The sequence below is a fragment of the Alkalihalobacterium sp. APHAB7 genome (assembly GCF_048323755.1).
Lineage (GTDB): Bacteria > Bacillota > Bacilli > Bacillales > Bacillaceae_F > Alkalihalobacterium.
Map to the genome: position 1 here is coordinate 1 of NZ_JBLWFS010000041.1, position 23,081 is coordinate 23,081.

20 protein-coding genes and 2 other annotated features are annotated in these 23,081 nt (G+C 38.0%); of the genes, 2 read left to right on the forward strand and 18 right to left on the reverse strand.

The features are described 5' to 3' along the window. Window positions 1-150: 150 nt before the first annotated feature. From ACNSTQ_RS21840 to ACNSTQ_RS21880, 9 genes are all read right to left on the reverse strand, one after another. On the reverse strand, window positions 151-1,869 hold the full coding sequence (locus tag ACNSTQ_RS21840) for a long-chain-fatty-acid--CoA ligase (protein WP_418201867.1): 1,719 nt from the start codon (window positions 1,867-1,869) through the stop codon (window positions 151-153). Window positions 1,870-2,172: 303 nt separating this feature from the next. Further along, window positions 2,173-2,586, reverse strand: coding sequence for a DUF350 domain-containing protein (locus tag ACNSTQ_RS21845; protein ID WP_418201868.1), 414 nt, complete (start codon window positions 2,584-2,586; stop codon window positions 2,173-2,175). A gap of 18 nt (window positions 2,587-2,604) precedes the next feature. Continuing rightward, on the reverse strand, window positions 2,605-4,968 hold the full coding sequence (locus ACNSTQ_RS21850) for an endonuclease MutS2 (RefSeq protein ID WP_418201869.1): 2,364 nt from the start codon (window positions 4,966-4,968) through the stop codon (window positions 2,605-2,607). Window positions 4,969-4,995: 27 nt separating this feature from the next. After that, window positions 4,996-6,708, reverse strand: a complete 1,713-nt coding sequence (polX, locus tag ACNSTQ_RS21855; RefSeq protein ID WP_418201870.1) for a DNA polymerase/3'-5' exonuclease PolX — start codon at window positions 6,706-6,708, stop codon at window positions 4,996-4,998. Window positions 6,709-7,006: 298 nt separating this feature from the next. Next, window positions 7,007-7,546 (reverse strand): CvpA family protein, encoded by a 540-nt coding sequence (locus ACNSTQ_RS21860; RefSeq protein WP_418201871.1) that lies wholly within the window; start codon window positions 7,544-7,546, stop codon window positions 7,007-7,009. Then, window positions 7,539-7,817 carry a cell division protein ZapA gene (zapA, locus tag ACNSTQ_RS21865; RefSeq protein WP_418201872.1) on the reverse strand — a complete coding sequence of 93 codons (279 nt, stop codon included), beginning with the start codon at window positions 7,815-7,817 and terminating at the stop codon, window positions 7,539-7,541. Before zapA ends, ACNSTQ_RS21860 begins: the two co-directional genes overlap by 8 nt. 227 nt (window positions 7,818-8,044) lie before the next feature. After that, window positions 8,045-10,471 (reverse strand): phenylalanine--tRNA ligase subunit beta, encoded by a 2,427-nt coding sequence (pheT, locus tag ACNSTQ_RS21870; RefSeq protein ID WP_418201873.1) that lies wholly within the window; start codon window positions 10,469-10,471, stop codon window positions 8,045-8,047. Between the two features lie 14 nt (window positions 10,472-10,485). Then, window positions 10,486-11,520, reverse strand: coding sequence for a phenylalanine--tRNA ligase subunit alpha (gene pheS, locus ACNSTQ_RS21875; protein ID WP_418201874.1), 1,035 nt, complete (start codon window positions 11,518-11,520; stop codon window positions 10,486-10,488). A 60-nt stretch (window positions 11,521-11,580) separates the two neighbouring features. Continuing rightward, window positions 11,581-11,823 (reverse strand) — a binding site (T-box leader). A gap of 68 nt (window positions 11,824-11,891) precedes the next feature. Continuing rightward, window positions 11,892-12,647 carry a TrmH family RNA methyltransferase gene (locus tag ACNSTQ_RS21880; RefSeq protein ID WP_418201875.1) on the reverse strand — a complete coding sequence of 252 codons (756 nt, stop codon included), beginning with the start codon at window positions 12,645-12,647 and terminating at the stop codon, window positions 11,892-11,894. A 346-nt stretch (window positions 12,648-12,993) separates the two neighbouring features. Here ACNSTQ_RS21880 and sspI point away from each other — a divergent pair, with 346 nt between their 5' ends. Then, window positions 12,994-13,203, forward strand: coding sequence for a small acid-soluble spore protein SspI (gene sspI, locus ACNSTQ_RS21885; RefSeq protein ID WP_418201876.1), 210 nt, complete (start codon window positions 12,994-12,996; stop codon window positions 13,201-13,203). A 182-nt stretch (window positions 13,204-13,385) separates the two neighbouring features. On the opposite strand, the gene ACNSTQ_RS21890 is transcribed toward sspI, so the two are convergent. Together ACNSTQ_RS21890 and ACNSTQ_RS21895 are read right to left on the reverse strand one after the other, a co-directional pair. Further along, window positions 13,386-14,471, reverse strand: a complete 1,086-nt coding sequence (locus ACNSTQ_RS21890; protein ID WP_418201877.1) for a M42 family metallopeptidase — start codon at window positions 14,469-14,471, stop codon at window positions 13,386-13,388. A gap of 81 nt (window positions 14,472-14,552) precedes the next feature. Next, window positions 14,553-15,044 (reverse strand): dUTP diphosphatase, encoded by a 492-nt coding sequence (locus ACNSTQ_RS21895; RefSeq protein ID WP_418201878.1) that lies wholly within the window; start codon window positions 15,042-15,044, stop codon window positions 14,553-14,555. A gap of 286 nt (window positions 15,045-15,330) precedes the next feature. Here ACNSTQ_RS21895 and ACNSTQ_RS21900 point away from each other — a divergent pair, with 286 nt between their 5' ends. Beyond that, complete coding sequence (locus tag ACNSTQ_RS21900) at window positions 15,331-15,720, forward strand: sigma-w pathway protein ysdB (protein WP_275116992.1); 390 nt, start codon at window positions 15,331-15,333, stop codon at window positions 15,718-15,720. A gap of 24 nt (window positions 15,721-15,744) precedes the next feature. On the opposite strand, the gene ACNSTQ_RS21905 is transcribed toward ACNSTQ_RS21900, so the two are convergent. The 7 genes from ACNSTQ_RS21905 to thrS form a co-directional block, all read right to left on the reverse strand. After that, window positions 15,745-16,317, reverse strand: a complete 573-nt coding sequence (locus tag ACNSTQ_RS21905) for a TVP38/TMEM64 family protein (RefSeq protein ID WP_418201879.1) — start codon at window positions 16,315-16,317, stop codon at window positions 15,745-15,747. Window positions 16,318-16,395: 78 nt separating this feature from the next. Continuing rightward, complete coding sequence (locus ACNSTQ_RS21910; protein WP_418201880.1) at window positions 16,396-16,656, reverse strand: DUF1294 domain-containing protein; 261 nt, start codon at window positions 16,654-16,656, stop codon at window positions 16,396-16,398. Window positions 16,657-16,790: 134 nt separating this feature from the next. Beyond that, on the reverse strand, window positions 16,791-17,150 hold the full coding sequence (rplT, locus tag ACNSTQ_RS21915) for a 50S ribosomal protein L20 (RefSeq protein ID WP_418201881.1): 360 nt from the start codon (window positions 17,148-17,150) through the stop codon (window positions 16,791-16,793). Between the two features lie 34 nt (window positions 17,151-17,184). Beyond that, entirely contained in the window at window positions 17,185-17,385 is a 201-nt protein-coding gene (gene rpmI, locus ACNSTQ_RS21920; protein ID WP_034627113.1) for a 50S ribosomal protein L35, read from the reverse strand. A 40-nt stretch (window positions 17,386-17,425) separates the two neighbouring features. Beyond that, the gene (gene infC / locus ACNSTQ_RS21925; protein WP_418201882.1) at window positions 17,426-17,929 is read right to left on the reverse strand and encodes a translation initiation factor IF-3; all 504 of its coding nucleotides are present in this window, start codon (window positions 17,927-17,929) and stop codon (window positions 17,426-17,428) included. Between the two features lie 149 nt (window positions 17,930-18,078). Then, window positions 18,079-18,195, reverse strand: a sequence feature (ribosomal protein L20 leader region). 151 nt (window positions 18,196-18,346) lie between these two features. After that, on the reverse strand, window positions 18,347-20,497 hold the full coding sequence (locus tag ACNSTQ_RS21930; RefSeq protein ID WP_418201883.1) for an EAL and GGDEF domain-containing protein: 2,151 nt from the start codon (window positions 20,495-20,497) through the stop codon (window positions 18,347-18,349). A 484-nt stretch (window positions 20,498-20,981) separates the two neighbouring features. After that, window positions 20,982-22,922 (reverse strand): threonine--tRNA ligase, encoded by a 1,941-nt coding sequence (gene thrS, locus ACNSTQ_RS21935; RefSeq protein ID WP_418201884.1) that lies wholly within the window; start codon window positions 22,920-22,922, stop codon window positions 20,982-20,984. Between the last annotated feature and the right edge of the window lie 159 nt (window positions 22,923-23,081).

Here is a 23,081-nt window from a genome sequence, read left to right on the forward strand (position 1 = left end):
AATTTCGCACTCTGTAAATATCTTTTTACTCATTGTACTTTCCCCAATCCCCATTTTTCTTTAATTATACAAAAAAGTACCCTATAGGTAGACTTTTTTTAATGTCTACTCTATAGGGTACAGTTTATTGGGACAGCTGCTTTTTTATTCTTATGAAGTTTGTTTTGTGTCCTCACTTGCTTTATCCGCAAACTTGGCTTTTTCTTCGTCGACAAGAACACGTCTTAAGATCTTACCAATTAAAGTTTTCGGTAATTCACTTCTAAACTCATATAGTTTCGGAACTTTATAGGCAGCTAAATTCTCACGGCAGTATTTGTTTAATTCATCCTCTGTTAAACTAGTACCCTCTTTAAGCACAACAAATGCTTTAACCGTCTCACCACGATATGGATCGGGAACACCAATAACAACTGCCTCTTGAATTTTATCATGCTCATATAAAACTTCCTCTATCTCACGAGGATAAATGTTAAATCCACCTGCGATGATCATATCTTTTTTACGGTCTACAATATAGAAATAGCCGTCTTCATCCATGTACCCCATATCTCCAGTTAAGAACCAGTCGTCTTTGAACGTTGCAGCCGTCGCCTCTGGCCGATTCCAGTATCCCTTCATAACTTGCGGGCCGCGAATGATAATTTCACCAACTTCTCCAGGCTCACAAAATTCACCAGTTTCAGCTGATAAAACAGCAGCCTCTGTATCCGGCCAAGGTACACCGATACTTCCTTCTTTACGTTTACCCCAAATTGGTGTTGAAATCGCTACTGGAGACGTTTCGGTTAAACCGTATCCCTCAACCAGTTTTCCGCCTGTTAACTGTTCAAACTTCTGTTGAACTTCAAGTGGCAACGGAGCAGCACCGCTCAGACAAGCTTCAATTGAAGATAAGTCGTAATTTTTGATTTCCGGATGATTAATCAATGCCACATACATCGTTGGGGCACCTGGGAAAATCGTAACTTTTTGCTTATCAATCGTCTTTAATACGTCTTTTGGTTCAAACTTTGGAACAACAATCATTTTCGACTGATACATAATTGAAACATTCATAATAACCGTCATTCCATAAACATGGAAGAAAGGTAATGCCGCAAGAACCCGTCCTTCGCCTTTCTCCATCTTATACATCCAATGTAAACATTGAGTTGTATTAGTGACTAAATTATGGTGAGTAAGCATAACACCTTTCGCTACACCTGTTGTTCCACCCGTATATTGTAAAAGTGCTAAATCTTCTTTAGGCGATATTTTAATATCTAGTTCTTTTTCAGAACCAGCTTTAAGAAATTCAGCAAAGTTTAATGTTTTTGCATCATACGTAATATTTACGGTAATACCTGTGTTCTTCTTTTGAATAAATGGATAAATTAAATTTTTAGGAAAAGGTAAAAAGTCCTTTATGCCTGTGACAATAACATGTTCAAGGTTCGTTTTATTACGAACTTTTGCCACACGCGGGTATACTAAGTCAAGACAAACAATGACTTTTGCGCCAGAGTCATTCATCTGGTGTTCAATTTCTCGCTCAACGTATAGTGGATTGGTTTGAACTACGATAGCTCCTGCCATGAGTGCTCCATAGTAGCAGATGACAGACTGAGGAGTATTTGCTAGCATTATAGCTACGCGATCACCCTTTTTTACTCCAATTCCTTGTAGTTGGTTTGCAAATTTCTTTGATAAAGTATAAAGCTCCTGGTACGATAATTCTTTTCCTAAAAAGTGGATTGCCTTCTTTTCTGGTACCTGCTCTGCAGCTTCCTTTAAGAACGATTGAAGACTCCTTTCAGGATATTGAATCGATGTAGGTATTTCTGCTGGGTAATGCTCAAGCCAACGCTTTTCAACTGTAGTAGTCACAGTTAATAACCTCCCTTTTATATTCGTCTCCTTTCCAAACCATTCCCTCTCTATACTCTATTGTAGTGTAAACGGTTACAAATTTAAACTAATTTTTTAAAATTTTTAGAAAAAAGCGACAAAAACATATAAAAATGTCTCTATCGCTTCTTTTTTTCTCTTAAAAGTGCGTGTTTGAACATCCTCTAATAGTATTATTCTATAAGTTAAACGCCATAAAAATAACTCCTATTAGTATAAAAACTCCACATAAAATATAAAGTACTTTCCAAAGTGTTTCCAAAACTTTTCCTCCTACTCCAATTACGAAGAAATAATACTAGCACCAATGATATATGAAAGAGCTACAGAAATGGTCATCGCAATAAATCCTACCGCACGGTTATCATTAGCAATTTCATCATCGACTTTAAAACTTGGCGTTAAAAATTCAAACATGAAATAACACAATAAGAGGAAAATGAAACCAACGATTCCCCAACCAAGCATTTCTAGTAAAGAATCATTATGAAGAATTGAATACCTAAAAATATTAGCAACCCCAAATATTTTCCCACCGGTTGCCAAGGCAACCGCGATATTCCCCTTCTTAATTTCCTCCCAATTGTTATATTTCGTTACGAGTTCAAACACCGCTAAAAACACGATAATTGCAAGTACGGATACACTGTAGTAAGCTGCGGTTTGAATATAAACATTTTCAAATAAATTCCCCATCACTTAACCGCCTTCTATCTACTTAAATTCAACAACTGTATTTCCGAGACCACCTTCATTCATGCCCCCATCTCGTGAAGATTTAACATGTCGATGTTTTTTAAGGTATTCTTTAACTCCCTTTCTTAGAGCCATCGTACCTTTTCCATGAATAATTGAAACTTGATGATACCCAGCTAGTAACGCATCGTCTAGGTATTTTTCTAGTTTTAATAACGCTTCTTCATACCTTTGTCCTCTTAAGTCGAGTTCTGGTTTTACATGATGGTCATTTCCTTTTACAGTCGCTAATGGCTTCGTTTCAACTGGCTTCGGTCGATCTAAATATTGAATATCGTCGATCTGCACTTTCATTTTCATAATACCTAATTGTACTTGGTACTCTTTCTCATTTACTTTTTCAACGATATGGCCTTTTTGTCCGAAGCTAAGGACTTTAACTTCATCCCCAGGCTTCAATTCTTGTCGTTTCGCTGCCTTCTTTATTTTTTGTTGTTTCTTATTTTTTAACATAGGCGTTGCTTCTTCTAATCTCTTTTTCGCCTCAATGAGCTGATGTTCTTTGATTAAATTTGCATCTTTTTGCAGCATACGAAGCTCTTTTATGACTCCTTCTGCTTCTTGACGCGCTTTTTTTACAGCTTCTTCTGCTCTCTCCTCAGCTTCAGACAACACTTGATCTTTTTCATCTTCTAGTAACTCTAGCTTCTCGATAAGATCATTCCGTAATTTTTCAGCTTCTTCCCTAAGCTTTATCGTTTCTTCCCATTCAGCTCGTGAAGACTTTTTGCTCTCTTCAAGTGAAGCAATCATGTTTTCAATCTGACTGTTTTCGGTATTAATTTGTGCTTTCGCTAAGTCAATAATTTCTTCAGATAGACCGAGTCTTCTTGAAATCGCAAACGCATTACTTCGCCCAGGAACACCAATTAATAAACGGTACGTCGGACGTAGTGTTTCAACATCAAACTCCACGCTAGCGTTCATTGCGCCTTCACGGTTATAAGCGTACCCTTTCAATTCACTATAGTGGGTTGTGGCAACCACTCTCGCACCACAACGATATACATGATCTAAAATAGCAATCGCTAGGGCCGCCCCTTCTGTTGGATCGGTTCCAGCTCCAAGCTCATCGAATAAGACGAGGCTTTCATGGTCCACCTTCTTTAAGATATCTACAATATTAACCATATGAGATGAAAAAGTACTTAAGCTTTGTTCAATGGATTGCTCATCCCCAATGTCAGCAAAAACCATTTGGAACACAGCAGTTTCTGACCCTTCTTCTGCGGGTATGTGCAATCCGGATTGTGCCATGAGAGTCAATAAACCAATCGTTTTTAATGTAACTGTTTTCCCGCCCGTATTCGGTCCTGTAATAATAAGAGAAGAAAAGGTTTTCCCTAACTCCACATCAATCGGTACAACTTCTTCATCCGGTATGAGCGGATGTCTTGCTTGAAACAGCTGTACTTGTCCATCCGTATTCAATTTCGGCTGAACGGCTTTAAGGCGCTTACTATAGTGAGCTTTTGCAAAAATAAAATCAACGTCTCCTAAAATATCGACATACACGAGTAACTCTTCAGTATGTTCACCCACATGTGCTGATAGTTCAGCTAGAATCCGTTCAACTTCTTTCGTCTCTTTTGCTTTAGCTTCCCTAAGCTGGTTATTCATTGTAACGACAGCTTGTGGCTCAATAAATAATGTGGCTCCTGATGCAGATTGATCGTGAACAATTCCCCCGAATGATCCACGGTACTCTTGTTTTACAGGTACAACAAAGCGGTCATTACGAATCGTAATTAATGCATCTGATAACATTTTTTGCGTTGATGAAGAGCGAATAATATTTTCTAGCTTTGAGCGTATTCCAGATTCATAGCTACGAATTTGATGGCGGATCGTTCGTAAAGCTGGGCTCGCTGAGTCTAAAACTTCACCATAATCATCGATACATTGTTTAATGGCACGTTCAAGATCAGTTAACGGAACAATATTTTCTGCTAACTGTTGTAATAACGGAATTTCAACTCCATCTTCCGCTAAGTCTTCTATAAAGTGCTTAAACCTGCGGCCACCATATATGGTACTACTTATTTCTATAAGCTCGGACGGGGATAAAGATCCGCCAATACCTGCTCTTTTCACACTTGCTCTTATATCAAATATACCACCTAAAGGAACTTGTCCTTTCAGACGTAAGACCTTTGTTCCTTCAAATGTTTCATTTTGTCTTTGGGAGATTTCGTCAATGGAAGTAGAAGGTATCAGCTGTTCTACTTTCGATCTTCCTAATGATGATGAAACATGTTCTACAAGTTGTTTCTTCATTTTTTCATATTCTAAAACTCTAATAACTCTTTCTTGCACGAGCATTTGCTCCTTTCTCCTCACTATACGTATTTAGTGATGTCGGTTAATAAATCGCTCAAATTCTTCTCTCGTGAACGTATTAATAACCGTTTCCTTTTTTATCATTCCTTTTCTAGCTACACCTACACCAATTTCCATAAAATCAAAATGATCGGAATGATGGGCATCGGTATTAATTGACAGTTTAACTCCTGCGTCTTGTGCTTTCTTTAGCCACTCTGCTGACAGGTCCAGTCGATGCGGATTTGCATTAAGCTCAAGAGCAGTGTCCGTTTCTTTCGCTAATTGAATGAGCATCTCAATATCCACATCATACCCACTGCGCCTTCCGATTAAGCGACCCGTTGGATGAGCAATTAAGTCTACATGATGATTACGTAATGCTGTCGTTAATCGTTTCATAATCGTCTCACGGTCCTGTGAAAAAGAAGAGTGGATCGAGCCGATGACAAAATCAACTTGCTCTAATAGTTCATCTGAGAAATCAAGTGTACTATTGGGTAATATATCCATCTCTATTCCTGTGAAAATTTTAAAGTCGTCGTATTCTTCATTCACTCGTTTAATTTCTTTCATTTGTTCTAGCAAACGTTCTTCTGTTAACCCGTTTGCAACTTTTAAATATTGCGAATGATCGGTAATCGCAATGTACGAATACCCTTTGGCACGAGCGGCTTCAGCCATTTCTTTAATCGAGTAAGCCCCGTCACTCCAAGTTGTATGCATGTGTAAATCCGATTTTATATCTTTAATATCAATGAGATCTAACGTCTCCCTCGAAGTTTCTACTTCTCCTTGATCTTCACGAGCTTCCGGCGGGATAAAGCATAGGTTAAAATGACTGAAAAACTGCTCTTCGGTTTCAAATGTTTTTATTTCACCTGTTTCTACATTTTCAACCCCATACTCGCTAATTTTTTCTCCACGTTCTTTTGCAAGCTGCCTCATTTTCACGTTATGATCCTTTGAACCAGTAAAATGATGAAGTGTCGTTGCAAATTCATGTGGTTTTACAAGACGAAAGTCCACTCCTACAGGATAGTCGTATCCTAACTCTACTGATACTTTCGTGTTCCCTGCAGCAATGACGTTGACAATACGCGGAAGACTTAACAGCTGTTCTTTTACTTTCTCAGGGGCGTTCGTGCTGATGATAAAATCAAGATCTTTTACGGTTTCCCTCAATCTTCGTAAGCTGCCTGCTCTTGAGTATCGTTCAATCTGCTCGAATTGTGCTAACTGCTTTTCAATTTCAACTGCAATCGGAAGAACATAAGCGATTGGAAACCGTTCGGGACGCTTCTCCACTTCTTCAATCGCTGCAAGTATTTTTTCTTCTGTCTTTTTACCGAAGCCTGCTAGTACTTGGACCTTTTTCGACTCACAAGCTTCTCGCAGACTCTCAAGATCGGTTACATTTAATTCTTGATAAAGCTTCCCGATTTTTTTACCACCTAAGCCGGGTAATTTTAATAATGGAATTAAGCCCGAAGGTAACTCGGCTTGTAATTCTTCTAGTAAGGAAGATGTCCCATTTTCTTTTAACTCTAGGATGACTTCACTTGTTCCTTTACCAATTCCTTTCAATTTCGAAGGATCCTCAATTTCAGCTAATGTACGCTCGTCACTTTCTAACGCTTGAGCCGCTTTACGGTACGCTGAAACCTTAAAAGAGTTCTCACCTTTAATTTCCATATATATTGCTATAAGTTCGAGTACTTTTATTACTTCTTTCTTGTTCACATTCCTCGTCCTTTCTTTATTTTCAGCTTTTTTGTTACCTGTGAAGCTTGCAGAAGCTTCTCACTTTACGCTAGGTCTATTATTGATCGTCTATTCGAACGTTTATTGTCCGATTTGATACTTTATTGTCCAAATTCCAATTTTATTGTCCGTTTTAAAATTTTATTGTCCGAATTCAACATTTTATTAGCCAAATTGTGAACGTTATACTTTTGAAAAGTTACTATCTTAATGATCATACAAATAATAGTCGGCAAAAATCAAATAAAAAACTGAGCATTTGTACCACGCCCAGTTTTTACAACGTATTATTAATCCAAATTTCCTTAATCCAACTTGATAAAAATGGAGTATAGTCTAAGATCAGATGTGCAAGTGAAGATTTTTGTAACTGTTCTTGAATAAACTCAATCGGTAAAAGCGCTGCAACATGAAGAACGATAAAAAGAATTAAATACGCTTCTAAGAAACATAGAATTCCTCCAAGCCAACCATTGATCGTACGTAGTATCGGTAAATGTGCAACAAAATCTAACATCGAGCCGATAATATGCAAAGCGATTTTCGTACCGAAAAATAGTATCGCAAAAGCTATACCTGAATAATATACACTTTCAAAATTAAATGCTTCTATAAACATAGAAAATGCGCCATCGCTCGAAAATTGAGGATACGGGATCCATAAGCGAATATATGAAGCTAGTTCCCCGTAATAGAGGTAAGCTACAATTAATGCCACAAAAAAACTTACGAGATGGATGAGTTGAAGGATGAATCCTCTTTTCAATCCAATGAAAAAACTACTAATTAATATAAAAAATATTAGTAAACTAAACATCTGTTTTGTCCTCTTCCTTTAATTTCGCTTCTAGTTGTTCTAGCTTTTTAGTCATTTTCACATAATCGTCAGCGACATTAAGTGCAGCTAAAACTGCTAGTCTAGTTGTATCTAACAATGTATTGCGCTTTCTGATTTCTTTCATTTTTTGATCGACATGTTGGGCAACCTCTTTAACATGCGCATCGCCCTCTTCACTTACAATTGTATATTGCTGGCCGTATATTGATACAGTCGTGCGAGTTCGTTCAGTTTCTCTCTCCTCTGACACCCAAAAAGCCTCCTATCACGATCTATGGCTTCTTACTACTTCCATAATTAGCAATTTGAAAAATCTTAAGTTCTATCATAACATGAAGCGTCGTTGTTGAAAATATAAAGCCAAGCCTATTCATGATTTATGAGGATAATTTCTTATCATTTTTATCTTCACAAGTGATTGACAATTAAAAGGCAGATGGAATTTGATACTGCTTTCCATCTGCCTTTTCTTTAGAGCTATGCTCGCAGCTCTGCACCGATTTCTGTTTTTAATTGATCTAGAACCTTTTGATGAACTTGACTAACTTCATCATCCGTTAACGTGCGCTCTGGATCAAAATACGTTAGTGAAAATGCTAACGATTTTTTTCCGGATTCCATATGCTCGCCTTGATATAGGTCAAACAATTGTACGTTCTTTAACAATTGGCCACCAGCAGTGACGATCACTTGTTGTACTTTTCCTGCATGAACCGCTTCATCCACAACGAGAGCAATGTCACGAGAAATTGAAGGGTACCGCGGAATTGGCTCGTAAGCTACATCGTCTTGCTTGTAGTTTAGCAATTGCTCAAGGTCCATTTGGAACACATACGTCTCATTCAAGTCTAATTCTTTTTGTAACGTTGGATGAATTTGACCGATAAACCCGACTTCACTTCCATCTAGTACGATCGAAGCTGTACGTCCAGGGTGGAGTCCAGGCTTTTTCGTTTGTTCGAAAGCAATTAAGTGACTTAAACCGAGCTCGGAAGTTAGTGCTTCGACCACACCTTTTGCTACGAAAAAGTCTACTACTTTCTTTTCACCTTGCCATAAATGACTATGTGTAATACCCGTAAACGCCCCTGCCACCATTTCTTTTTCAGTCGGTTGCTTTGTTACTTCTTTTTCTTCTGATAAGAAGATGGAACCTACTTCATAGATGGCCACATTGTTGACTTTGCGGTTTAAATTGTAACTGATTACATCTAATAAATGAGGGATCAGACTCGTTCTTAACGTACTTCTATCCTCACTCATTGGCATCGAAAGTTTAACTGGTGTTAAGTGTTCATTTTCATTACTTAAACCTGTGGCTTTCTTAGGAGTTGTTAAAGAATACGTGATCGCTTGATAAAGGCCTGCTGCTTCTAAAGACTGACGGACTTTTCTGCGACCAGCTTGATAGTCTGTTAATCCTCCTGTAGTTGTCAATCCGATTGGCAAAGTTGTTGGAATATGATCGTAACCGAACAACCTCGCTACTTCCTCAACTAAATCCTCTGTGATCGAAATATCATTTCGTCGTGTAGGAGCCGTTACATCGAAGGCTTCTCCATTTTGTACATAGGAGAATTGAAGTCGGTCAAAGATTTTTGCGATATCTTCAGTTGTTAAGCTTGTTCCAAGAAGTCGATTGACTTGTTCAGTTGAAATCGTTACTTCTCGCTCCACTATATTTAATGTGTCTACTTCAACAATACCGCTTGCAACTTCTCCACCTGCTAACTCTGCAATGAGCTGAGCTGCACGTTCAGCTGCCTCACGCACTCGTTTAGGATCTACACCTTTTTCATAGCGCATGCTTGACTCACTGCGAAGACCTAAATCTCTTGAAGCCCTGCGAACCGTTTGGCTATTAAAATAGGCTGACTCCAATAGAATTGTCGTTGTATCATTTTGTACTTCAGAAGTTGCTCCACCCATTACACCAGCTACTGCCGTTGCTTCTGTCCCGTTTGTAATGACTAAGTGATCAGCGCTTAGCTTTCGGGTTTCATCATCCAATGTCACAATTTCTTCTCCGTCACGCGCATGACGAACAACTACTTCCTTTGATCCAAAACGATCATAGTCAAAAGCATGAAGTGGTTGACCGTATTCAATTAGTACATAGTTTGTTACATCGACAACATTACTAATTGGACGGATGCCAGCAGCTGTTAAACGGTTTTGTAACCATAACGGTGATGGTCCGATTTTTACATTTTTAATAATTTTAGCCCCGTAATAAGGGTTGGCTTCTGATGCTTCCACTTGAACTGAAACATAATCAGATGCTTTTTCGCTACTTGAACTTTCAGCTATTGTTGGGTGTTTCACCTCACGACCTAACAATGCAGCCATCTCATAGGCAACGCCTAACATACTTAAACAGTCTGAACGATTTGGCGTTAAATCTAATTCTAACACTTCATCTGTTAAGTTAAGGACTTCAAGTGCATCTTGACCAGGTTCAACATCTGCCGGAAAATTATATATCCCTTCAGCAAACTCCTTTGGAATCAACTTTCCTTCAATTCCTAACTCTTGAAGTGAACAAATCATCCCTTGTGATAACTCGCCGCGAAGCTTTGCTTTTTTGATTTTGAAGTTCCCTGGTAGAACAGCACCTACTGTTGCTACAGCTACTTTTTGATCCGCCCCAACATTAGCTGCACCGCAAACAATTTGCAAATGTTCTTCTGCGCCTACATCTACTTTACACACACGTAATTTATCAGCATTCGGGTGTTGAGTACATTCCACTACATGTCCAACTACCACTCCGCTCATTCCTTTTTTAAGGGAATGAATAATGTCTACTTCAATCCCGCCTTTAGTCAACTTTTCCGCTATTTCTTTCGGCGTTAAATCAGCTACATCGATATACTCTTGAAGCCACTTATAAGAAACTAACATGTTCTCTCCTCCTCTTATACCTGTTTAAATTGTTCTAAGAAACGTAAGTCATTCGTATAGAAATGACGAATATCGTCAATGCCGTACTTTAACATTGCCAAGCGTTCAACACCCATACCGAAGGCAAAGCCACTATACTTTTTCGGATCAAAGCCACCCATTTCAAGTACACGTGGGTGAACCATCCCAGCTCCAAGTACTTCAATCCAGCCGGTTTGCTTACATACTCGACAGCCTTTACCACCGCAGATCCCACAAGAAACATCGACTTCAACTGAAGGCTCTGTAAATGGGAAGAAACTTGGGCGGAGACGAATTGTACGATCTTCACCGAAGTATTGTTTTGCAAATGTATCTAGTACACCCTTCAAATCACTCATACGTACATTTTCATCGATGTAGAGACCTTCGATTTGCATGAATTGGTGAGAGTGCGTCGCATCATCGTCATCACGTCTGAATACTCTTCCTGGGCATATGATTTTAACTGGACCTTGCCCTTTATACTTTTCCATCGTACGAGCTTGTACAGGAGAGGTATGCGTCCGTAATAAAAGTTCATTTGTAATATAAAAAGAATCTTGCATATCACGAGCCGGATGGTCTTTCGGTAAGTTTAATGCTTCAAAGTTATAGTAGTCTGTTTCTACTTCAGGCCCTTCAGCGACTTCAAATCCCATTCCAATAAACACATCTTCAACATGTTCAACAACGTCAGTTAACGGATGACGAGCGCCTTTTACTACTGGTCGGCCTGGAAGTGTAACATCAATACTTTCCTCTGCTAATTTTCGTTCCACTTCTTCAGCTTCTAATTGTGTTTCTTTTTGTTCTAGCTTTTCAGTAATAGCTGCACGAACATCATTAGCCATTTGTCCAATGAGTGGACGTTCTTCAGCTGATAATTGACCCATTCCTCGTAATACTTCAGTAATTGGACCTTTCTTTCCTAAGTAAGCGACACGAATGTCTTGTAATGCTTTTAAAGAGTCGGCTTGTACTACTTTTTCAAGCGCTTCGTTCTTTAGACCTTCTAAACGATCTTTCATGTATATTTCCTCCTTGTAAGAAAAGTGTAAGCTAAAAATAAATAGAGCCATCGCCCCAAACTAAGGGACGATGGCTCGTGGTACCACCCTTATTAGCAATAGAAAAATCTACTGCTCACTTCATTAGATAACGGATTAACCGATAACACCTTAATAAGATCTATATAAAATATAACCATCTTATGTTCCGGTGCTAGCTCAAGAGTGAATTCACCTGTTTCATCCATAGAAATGCTTTCAGTCTAAGACATTTCCTCCCTAGATGGTGAGTGACCGACTACTACTCTCCTTCAACGCTTTTGACAATATTGAATTATGTAATATTAAACTTATTAAAGTATAGAAAAAAATGACACACAGTGCAAGTGCATTTATTTTTTTCTTAATCCATACAGTAACACGGCAGTAGCAATCGCTACATTTAACGACTCCGCCTGGCCATAGATGGGTACATATAAATTGGCATCCGTTTCGTCTAAAAACTCCTTAGAAACCCCTTCTCCTTCGTTACCAACGATTAAAGCAAATGAAAATGGTGACTCTATTTGATTGTAATCTTGTCCATTTTCAAGAGCTGTTCCGTAAACTGGAATATCCAATGTCTTCAGTTTTTCAATCCACTCCAACAAATTACCTTTTACAATCGGTAAATGAAACAAGGAACCTTGGGTGGAACGAATGACTTTTCCATTATAAAGATCGACTGATCCCTCTCCTAAAACAATTCCATCAACACCTGCAGCATCTGCTGTGCGGATAATAGTTCCAACATTTCCTGGGTCTTGTACGGCATCTAGTAATAAGTATCGCCCTTGACTTGGAATGAGTTGATGTTCAAATTGCTGACAGATAGCAATGACGCCTTGTGGAGATTTCGTCTCACTTAACTCGATCATAACACGATCCGTAACGTATGTAATGGGCACTTGCCAATCAGACCAGTTTTTTGGAACGGCATACTCTTCAGAAATGATCAATTCTATAGGATCTATACCTGATATCCGAGCTTCCTCTATTAAATGCGTTCCTTCAATCAAAAATTGATTATCCGTATCGCGGCCTTTTTTTGTATGTAACTTTTTCCACTGTTTTACTTTCGGGTTTTTAGCTGATTCAATACGATTCATTACAAACTCCTATCATTATCAAAATGCATCTACTATATGTTCAAAAAGGAGGACAAAAAGAACCAAGAACTTCGAGGCGGTGCAGCTTCGAGGAGCACAGCGTATGCTTTTAATACGTGAGCGCCGCAGAAGCAAACCAACGAGCTTCCACAGGATGTGGTGACTTCGACGTTCCCACAGGACGTGGGGCCCTTAGTCGAAGATCAACTTTCTCAGTTATTTTTCCCGGACTTTTTGAACTACCTCTCTTTTTTATAATTATACCCTCCAAATTATACATAATCCCTAAAAAAATATCACAAACTAGGAAAGATTTAATATTTACTTAGCGAAGGAGTGCTTAGCGATGAGCTTTAATTTAAGAGGTGCTATTTTAGCAAATGTCCAAGGAAGCAGTCAGGACCAAGTCGAAGCTACCATTACAGATGCAATGGCAAGTGGTGAAGAAAAAATGTTGCCAGGTTTAGGAGTGTTATTTGAAGTGTATTGGAGAAATGCAAGTGAGGACCAAAAACATCAGGTGGTTTCACAAATTACGAACGGGCTACAAAAATAATCCGGCGAATCTCGCCGGATTTTTTCTTTGCAGATAACAAGTTAACATTTCGAAGTTGTCTAGCTGCAGGTGTCATCGGCTCGAGGTCGCTTCGGTCTATCAAATGTGTCCAAAGGCAGGACACATTTTGTTAGCCCTCCAGCGCTTGTCGCCGATAAGCAGACACCTTCCGCTTTTCTTTATTAATCAAATGTAATTTGTTTCACTGTATCCGTATCTAACTTTTTAATAACCTCAACAATTAGCTTTACAGCATTTTCAAAGTCATCACGATGTAGAATAGCTGCATGTGTGTGGATATAACGAGTAGCAATCGTAATTGACAGTGACGGAACCCCGTTAGCCGTTAAATGAATTGCTCCTGAGTCTGTGCCTCCGCCTGCTACATAATCAAATTGGTATGGAATGTTGTTTTCTTCAGCGGTTGAAGTAACAAAGTCTCTTAATCCTTTATGAGACACCATTGATGCGTCATACATGATGATCTGTGGACCTTCACCCATCTTAGCAAGTGCATCTTTTTCACTTACTCCTGGTGTGTCACCAGCGATACCTACATCGACACCAAAACCGATATCTGGTTGAATAAGGTGAGCTGAAGTTCTAGCCCCGCGTAGACCCACTTCTTCTTGAACAGTTCCTACACCGTATACAGTGTTAGGGTGATCTACATCTTTTAATTGTCTAAGTACTTCAATCGCAATCGCACAACCGATACGGTTATCCCACGCTTTCGCCATTAAGTACTTTTCATTTTTCATTACGGTAAAGTCGCAAACTGGAACGACTGCATCTCCAGGGCGAACTCCAAACTCCATTGCTTCTTCTTTACTTGACGCACCAATGTCAATGAACATATCTTTTTTATCAACAGGCTTTTTACGTACTTCAGGAGAAAGAATATGCGGCGGCTTCGAGCCGATAACACCTGGGACATTACCATTTTTCGTCATAATCGTCACACGTTGTGCTAGCATAACTTGCTCCCACCAACCTCCGACTGTTTGGAAACGCAGATAGCCTTTATCGTCAATGCTCGTTATCATGAAACCGATTTCATCGAGATGTCCGGCTACCATAATTTTTGGTCCTTCTTGAGAACCCGTTTTCTTAGCGATTAAGCTTCCTAAGTTATCAGTATAAACTTCAGTCGCATAAGGCTCAATAAAGCGTTTCATCACGTCACGCGGCTCTTTTTCATTACCAGGAATTCCGTTAGCATCTGTTAATTCTTTTAACATTTGTAAAGTTGGATCTAATTTTGCCATAAGTAAATGTCCTCCCTTATATGTATTCAACTCTAGTATAAACGAGTGTGTTTCGATACTCAAACAATCACCTTTTAAAGCTTAGTACCCTTCATCTTGGCGACGATGATTTACTTCATTCTTATCATAATAAGCTTGCTCCATTTCGTCAGTCGAAAACCCTAATTTTTCACCGAGAATTAAATAATCATCAAATAGTTCCATATAACTCTCATAGGTTTGGTGCTCATGCAATTTCGTAATTAAATCGTATACCCGCTGGAAAGCTTGAACTAATGTTTTCGTCTTTTCTTCGTGTTTCGGATGTACCTGAATATCCTCAAATTTCAGGACAATTCCTAACGACAGGATAAAATGAAGCCCATCTACATATTCTTCTAATATGATATGACGCTCAGCCGGCGGTTTGTTGCTCCAATATTTAAAACACCTTGTCTCATTCGCTAGCTCTCCCAGTTCGACTTCTAGTGCTAAAATTTGTTCAGCTAACAAATTCCGTTCTTCGAGCTGATGCTCTTTTATAATACGTTCATTTAACTGTCGCTGCATATCAAATAGTTTTTTCAAATTCACAATCGTTTCTCTCCTTCTAAATACTTTCATTCTTTTTCTTTGTAGTATAAGATAAAATAAAATTGATACAAAAAATAATTACTAATATTATAGCAAATGTGCAACCTTTTTTCGTTTCAATCGTATATAAGTATGTGTTCAAAAAGGAGGACAAAAAGATCCGAGAAGTTCAAGGAAGCGCAGAAGAGCAAGCTGACAAAGAAATTCGACAGATATTTTTCCCGGACTTTTTGAACAACCTCTATAAGAGAAAGAATGTCTAGACCAAAAATAGGAGGAGTTATCAATGGTCATATTGTTTCGTTTACTAATCATTATTGCGTTTATTGTCATTATATATAGTGCAATTAAATACATTACAAACCCTAAACGAAAATTTGAACTTGCTCATGAAAAGAAGCAATTTCACTTTCATGACGAAAAGCAAAATGTACGGAAGAATTTCTTTGTCACCTATAAAGGGGTTTTATTTGAAGGGGAAAAATATTTAGGCACGACGGATAAAGCATTTGAAGTCATTTCGGCTCAAGTATGGGTGAAAAATCCTGAATTACTTCAAGGGTTAGACCGAGAGGATTTTGAAGTGATTGAAAAGGAAATACTTATTCATTACCCAAATGCAGAAATTGAATGGAAAAGCCCGGTAAAGGAATTCCTAAAGAAAAAGGGAGAATAGTTGCTCTAAGCACTGTTCTCCCTTTTATGATTTTGTTGCAAAAAAATCATGCCACTTGTACGTTACTTCTCTTCTACCGAGAATTGTAAAAACTACGAATAAGGCACCAACTAACGTTAAACTGATTGCGAGCGGCATTTCATGAATCATATGTCCAAAAGCAGTGAAAACAAATGCTGGTGGTATACATGCATAAAAGGAGTATTTCGTATATTCCTTCACGTTTTTAGACATCTCTAACAAATATAAAGAAATTAAATGAAAATGAATAAAGGGCATTAAACGAATAATGAACATTTGCACTAAACTCATTCGATGATACGACCCGAAATATTTCTTTTTTAAATAAAAAAGCTTTGTCGTTACTTTAGGAAACTTTTTTGCAATCACATAAAATGCTAGACTAGTAAACGTTAAACCTATTAAGGAATAGATCGTTCCATAAAAAACACCAAATAAATATCCACCTAATAAGCAAACAAGAATAACAGGTATGAAGAAAACTTGCCTTAGAACATGCAGTAAAATAAAGAATAGAGGGGCTAACCATCCACTTTCCTCAATAACAAACTGAATGGAATCCAATGACTGTTCCACTACATTCCCCCTTTCATTGAACCCACCTTATTTTATTCTATGAAAACATAGATTGAGGTAGGATTCAAATTTTCATTCTTACGAATTAAGAAAGAGTAATAGGATGACTTGACCAACGATGATAACAGGTATACCCAAATTAAACTTTGACTTTTTCGTTTTGTGCCGAAATTGCTTCATTCCAAAGTAAATCCCAATAGAACCACCGATTAAGGCAAACAGTAAAAAGGTTCGTTCCGAAATTCGCTGGTTTCCATTAACTGCTCGACGTTTGTCCAAACCCATTAACAAAAAACCAATAATACTTACACCAATAAAATATGAAGCAATATATAACATCGTTCTCACCTTTGATCAAATTGTGTAAAGAGATACAAAAAAGGGCCTAGTAAATATACCAGTACCCTCTATTGTTTATTTTATATAACCGTTCACTAATTAGTTAGTCGAAACAACCACTAAGTTAGTTTTACTTATGCGTTTAAGCTTGCTTTTGCTTTTGTAGCTAATTCTGCAAATGCTTGCTCATCGTTTACCGCTAAGTCAGCTAGCATCTTACGGTTAACGTTGATTTCAGCAACTTTTAAACCGTGCATTAAACGGCTATATGATAATCCATTCATACGAGCAGCCGCGTTAATACGAGTGATCCATAATTTACGGAAGTCACGCTTCTTTTGACGACGATCACGGTAAGCGTATAAGAATGATTTCATTACCTGTACTTGTGCTGATTTAAATAAACGGTGTTTTGAACCGTGGTAACCTTTTGCTAACTTTAATACCTTTTTACGACGACGACGAGCTACATATCCGCCTTTTACTCTTGGCATAGTAGTTCCCTCCTTGTTTCTTTAGCTTTTGCAATTATTTTTTGTATGTTAACATTTCTCTAATACGTTTGAAGTCACCAGAATGAACCATTCCTGCTTTACGAAGCTTACGCTTTTGTTTTTGAGACTTGTTACCGAATAAGTGGCTTGTAAATGCGTGCGAACGCTTTAACTTACCAGAACCAGTTTTCTTAAAACGCTTAGCAGCGCCTCTATGAGTTTTCATTTTAGGCATTTGTTTATTCCTCCCTTAATCGTTCTTCGTTGGCGTACTATTACTTATCACTTTTAGGAGCAAGTACTAAGAACATGCTTCGGCCTTCCATTTTAGGCTTTGCCTCAACAATCGCAATGTCCTCACACTCTGTCGCTAATCGTTCTAATACTTTACGGCCGATTTCAGAGTGAGTAATTGCACGACCACGGAAACGTATAGCAGCTTTAACTTTGTCACCTTTTTCAAGGAACTTTCTCGCATTACGAAGTTTTGTATTAAAGTCATTATCTTCAATCGTCGGACTGAGACGTACTTCTTTAATATTAATCACTTTTTGATTTTTACGAGCTTCTTTGTCTTTCTTTTGCTGCTCATACTTAAACTTACCAAAATCCATGATACGGCACACTGGTGGTTTTGCATTTGCAGCAACCATAACCAAATCAAGGTTTGCCTGTTGTGCCATTTCTAAAGCTTCTTGTTTCGACTTAACTCCAATTTGATCGCCATTTGGACCGATGAGACGTACTTCACGGGCGCGAATGGCCTCATTGATCAACATGTCCTTACTAATAATGAGCCACCTCCAAGTGAGTTTAACACGGACAAAGCATTCATGCGCTAGTTCTCAAAGACTTCATTTAAAAAGGTATGTGTCTATGTTGGTATACCAATTTTACATTAAAGTCTTGTTGATATTTAGCATTCTTTTCAATAAAAAAAGTGTGAACGCATACTACGCCCACACTGATCCTTTAAAAACTAATCAAAACCTGTTAACAGCTCTAGCGTCAATCAGGTGAGAAGCGGGCGCTCCTGCTTGTAAATGTCCTTAATTAAATTACTTTACTAATTTATCACAGCTTAGGCACGATGTCAAATATAGAATTCAAAAATTCCTGTTACCTAAAGAATGTTTTCGTCTACTTTGTTGCTTTTGGACCGTAATTTTCAAACCTTCACGCACAACGTGAAGAGCCTAGCTAATAAATTCAATGAACTGATTAGCGGGTAATGGTTTGCTATAATAATAGCCTTGCATAATATCGCAATGTTTACTCTTTAGAAACGTAAGTGCCTCTTCTGTTTCTACTCCTTCAGCAACCACTTCGAGCTTTAAATTTTTTGCTAAATTAATAATTGCAGACACAATCGCTCGATCCTCACCATTGTTCATAATATCTCTAACAAACGATTGATCTATCTTTAAAGTCGAAATTGGAAACGACTTTAAGTACCCTAACGATGAATACCCTGTTCCGAAATCATCAATTGATATACCGACATTATGTGCTCTCAATTTTTTTAGTGTAAGCGCCGTATCTTCCGTATTTTCCATCAAGCTGCTTTCAATAATTTCTAATTCTATTTTATTTCCATTAACGTTTGCGTTATTTAATATCGTTATAACATTTTCAGAGAAGTCACGCCGCTTAAAGTGGCTTGTCGCTATATTAACCGACATTTTGATATGATTAATTCCTGCAGCTTTCCACTCATTTAAGTAGTCGCAAGCCTTTCTTAATACCCAATCACCAATCGGTATAATAAGGCCTGTTTCCTCTGCAACCGGGATAAACTCGGCTGGTGAAATTAATCCTTTTGTTGGATGGATCCAACGAATCAGTGCCTCCACACCAATCATTTGATTGGACTTTAAGTTTAATTGTGGTTGAAAAAACAGCACAAACTCATCCCGCTCTAATGCTTTACGAATATCACTTTCAATCTCAATTTTTCTAATCAGTTGTTCGTTCATTTGCGGTGTATAAATTCTGCATGAGTTACGTCCTTCATCTTTAGCTTTTAGTAGTGCTAAATCTGCTTGTTTAAGTAGCTCCTCTTCATCATCTATCTCCTTAGTTAAAGGATATAAACCGACACCAGCACTTAATGTTAAATAAAAATCAACGTTCTTATAAACAAAAGGTTTTTCTAATGTTTGATATAAGCGTGAGATTATATCGCTTACACCTTCTTTATCGAAATGTTTAATTAGAAAAACAAATTCGTCTCCACCTAAGTGATACAGTTTTATTTCTTTTACTAAGTCAAATAAGAATAGATTCGAGAACCTTTTTCCAACTTCAACGATGACGGCATCACCAACTAAATGACCCGCTGTATCATTAATCTGTTTAAAACGGTCAAGGTCGACCAGTATCACACCTAAATTAACCTGTTTTCCTTTTGATGCTTTCTCCAACTCGCTTTTTAAGTCTTCAATTAATTTCATACGATTCGGAAGATCAGTAATATGGTTATGGTATGCCATATGCTTTATTTTTAACTCGGATTGCTTTAATTCTGTCAATTCACTGACAGAACCGACAATAGCAGCTACCGACCCATCTTTAAGGATCGGAGATAATGTGACATGATAATATCTATTATTGTCTATGAATTCAAACGAAATGTTTTCACCTGTCTTAAACGCTGTGTCGAAATAACCTTCTGCCACATCACGTATATGACCTGAAAAAGCTTCATTAATCGATTTGTTGATGATGTCTTTACTTTGTAGTCCTAGAACATTAACTAATTGACCATCAAATAATGTAAACACAAATTCTCGGTTTCGCTTTTCAACTTTAAACACTAAATTATGAAGGTTTTTGACTACATGCTTAAAATCATTTTTTAGTCGCTCTCGTAGACGCTGTTCATAATTTTTTCCCTTCGTAATATCTGTTCTTGCTGATATGAATTTATAGGGTGTTCCGTCATCATTTAAAAATGGATAGATCGCGGTCTTCACCCAATAGAAAGTCCCATCTTTCCGACGGTTTTTGATTTCCCCTTCCCAAACCAAACCGCTCTTTATCGTATCCCATAAGTCCTTATAAAACGCTTTGCTATGATAATCAGATTTTAAGACATTATGGTTTTTTCCAATTAGTTCAGACCGAGAATATTGCGAGATTTTACAAAATGTATCGTTAACATCAACAATGGTTCCGTCTCCATCTGTCACCGCTAAAATTGAAGAGTCATTCAAGACCTTTGCATAATCATCCAACTGTTGCAAGTTTCTCATAGTTTCATCGTTCAGTTCTAATTTCTCTATGTTTTGTTTTACTTTTTCAAAAATTGTGAGTAAGCCTTGTTCATTGCCGATATTATTACTCACAGATCCTCCCCCTCATTGCCCACATGGGGCGCTTAGCTCACACCTAATTCTAAATACCTATATTCAGTATAGTGTTAAATTAGATGAGAGTGGCATTTACCCTTTAGGCTGTCATCATCAAACCTAAGCTACTATCTTATTGTAATCGACTTTTCTTGATAAAAACAGCGTTTTTTTGTCAATAATTTTAATCTGAAAATAAAATAGTTAGTACTCGTCGAATTTTAATATTATCATACTATAGTACCGTTTTTGTTTTTTTCATAAACAACCTATTCCCTTTTTGTTAACTCAGTAAACCTAAATGTTTATAAAGAAATAGCGCTCTTAAGGAGTATTGGTGATTTTTGGCTCATTCCTGAAAGGCGTGGGAAATTAAAATTTCACACGATGAGTCTAGAATCAACGGATATCAACAGCATTATTTTACATAGCTACATACATAAAAAGGCTGACTCCCTCGAGAGTCAACCTTCACTGTAACTTATTTTCCACGCTGTTCCACAATTTGTTTTAGTTCACTTACAAAGTCAACTAGTGGAACGGAAGTAGACTTCTGTTCTCCGTATTTACGAACGTTTACCGCTTCGTTTTCAATTTCTTGATCACCTAAAACGAGCATGTAAGGAATTTTTTGAATTTGGGCTTCACGGATTTTATATCCGATTTTTTCATCTCGCTCATCAATTTCTACACGAATACCTTCTGCCTGTAAGGCTTCAGTTACACGTTTTGCATACTCTAAGTGAACGTCAGGAGAGACTGGGATCACTTGAACTTGAACTGGAGCAAGCCAAGTTGGAAACGCGCCTTTATATTCTTCAATTAAGAAGGCAACAAAACGCTCCATCGTTGAAACGACACCACGGTGAATAACGACAGGACGATGAGGTTTTCCATCTTCACCGACATATGTTAAATCAAAACGCTCAGGTAGCAAGAAGTCCAGTTGAACCGTAGATAACGTTTCATCTTTTCCTAATGCTGTTCTCACTTGAACATCTAACTTTGGTCCGTAAAACGCTGCTTCTCCCTCAGCTTCAAAGTACTCTACATCTAGCTCATCCATCGCATCTTTTAACATACCTTGAGCTTTGTTCCACATTTCATCATCGTCAAAGTATTTTTCTTTATCTTCAGGGTCTCGGTACGATAGTCGGAAAGAATAATTGTTCAAACCGAAATCTTTATACACCTCTTGGATTAGACGGACGACTCGAATGAATTCGTCTTTAATTTGATCTGGACGACAGAATATATGTGCATCATTTAACGTCATTCCACGAACTCGTTGCAACCCTGTAACCGCACCGCTCATCTCATAACGATGCATCGTTCCAAGTTCAGCAATTCGAATAGGCAATTTGCGATAACTGTGAATATCATGCTTATACACCATCATGTGGTGAGGGCAGTTCATTGGACGAAGCACAAGCTCTTCATTATCCATTTCCATCACAGGGAACATACTATCGCGATAATGATCCCAGTGACCAGACGTTTTATAGAGTTCTGAACTACCGAGAACTGGTGTATAAACGTGGTCATAACCTAAGCGAACTTCTTTATCCACGATGTATCTTTCAATTAGTCGACGAATAGTCGCGCCTTTCGGAAGCCATAATGGCAAGCCTTGTCCTACTTTTTGTGAGTTCGTAAATAAACTAAGCTCTTTACCTAATTTACGATGATCACGTTCTTTTGCTTCTTCTAGTAAGCGTAAGTGTTCGTCTAGATCTGCTTTTTTGAAAAAAGCTGTACCGTAAATACGTTGAAGCATTTTGTTTTTACTATCTCCGCGCCAGTAGGCACCCGCAATACTTAACAATTTAAATTCTTTTATTTTTCCAGTCGATGGAACGTGAACCCCACGACAAAGGTCAAAGAATTCACCTTGTTCGTAAATCGTTACTTTTTCTTCCGCAGGAATCGCTTCGATCAGTTCAAGTTTCAGCGGATCGTCAATTTCTTTATAACGATCCACCGCTTCATCTCGGCTAACTTCTACACGGTTGATGTCTAAGTTTTCATTAACAATTTTCTTCATTTCCTTTTCGATTTTCGGTAAGTCTTCAGCCGTAATCGGTGTTTCGCTATCAATATCATAGTAAAACCCGTTTTCAATAACAGGTCCGACACCAAGCTTCACGTCTCCAAAAAGCCGCTTAACCGCTTGAGCTAATAAGTGAGCTGTACTATGGCGCATCACTTCTAAAGCGTCAATCGAATCTTGAGTAACAATTTCAATTTTCCCATCTGTATGAAGAGGTGTACGTAAATCGACTAACTCACCATTAAATTTACCTGCAATGGATTTTTTCTTTAATCCTGGACTAATGGAAGCTGCAATATCTTCTGTCGATGTTCCCGTAGGAAACTCCTTTACAGCACCATCAGGAAATGTAATTTGCAATACATCAGACATCTTACTCACTCCTAATTTTTCTTTTTGAAAACATATCGAGTAGGAGGAGGTGATTAACCTCCGACCTCTCACACCACCGTACGTACGGTTCCGTATACGGCGGTTCAATTTTATACTAAGCATGTACTTTGTTGTAATGTTGGACACAAGAGATTAGCC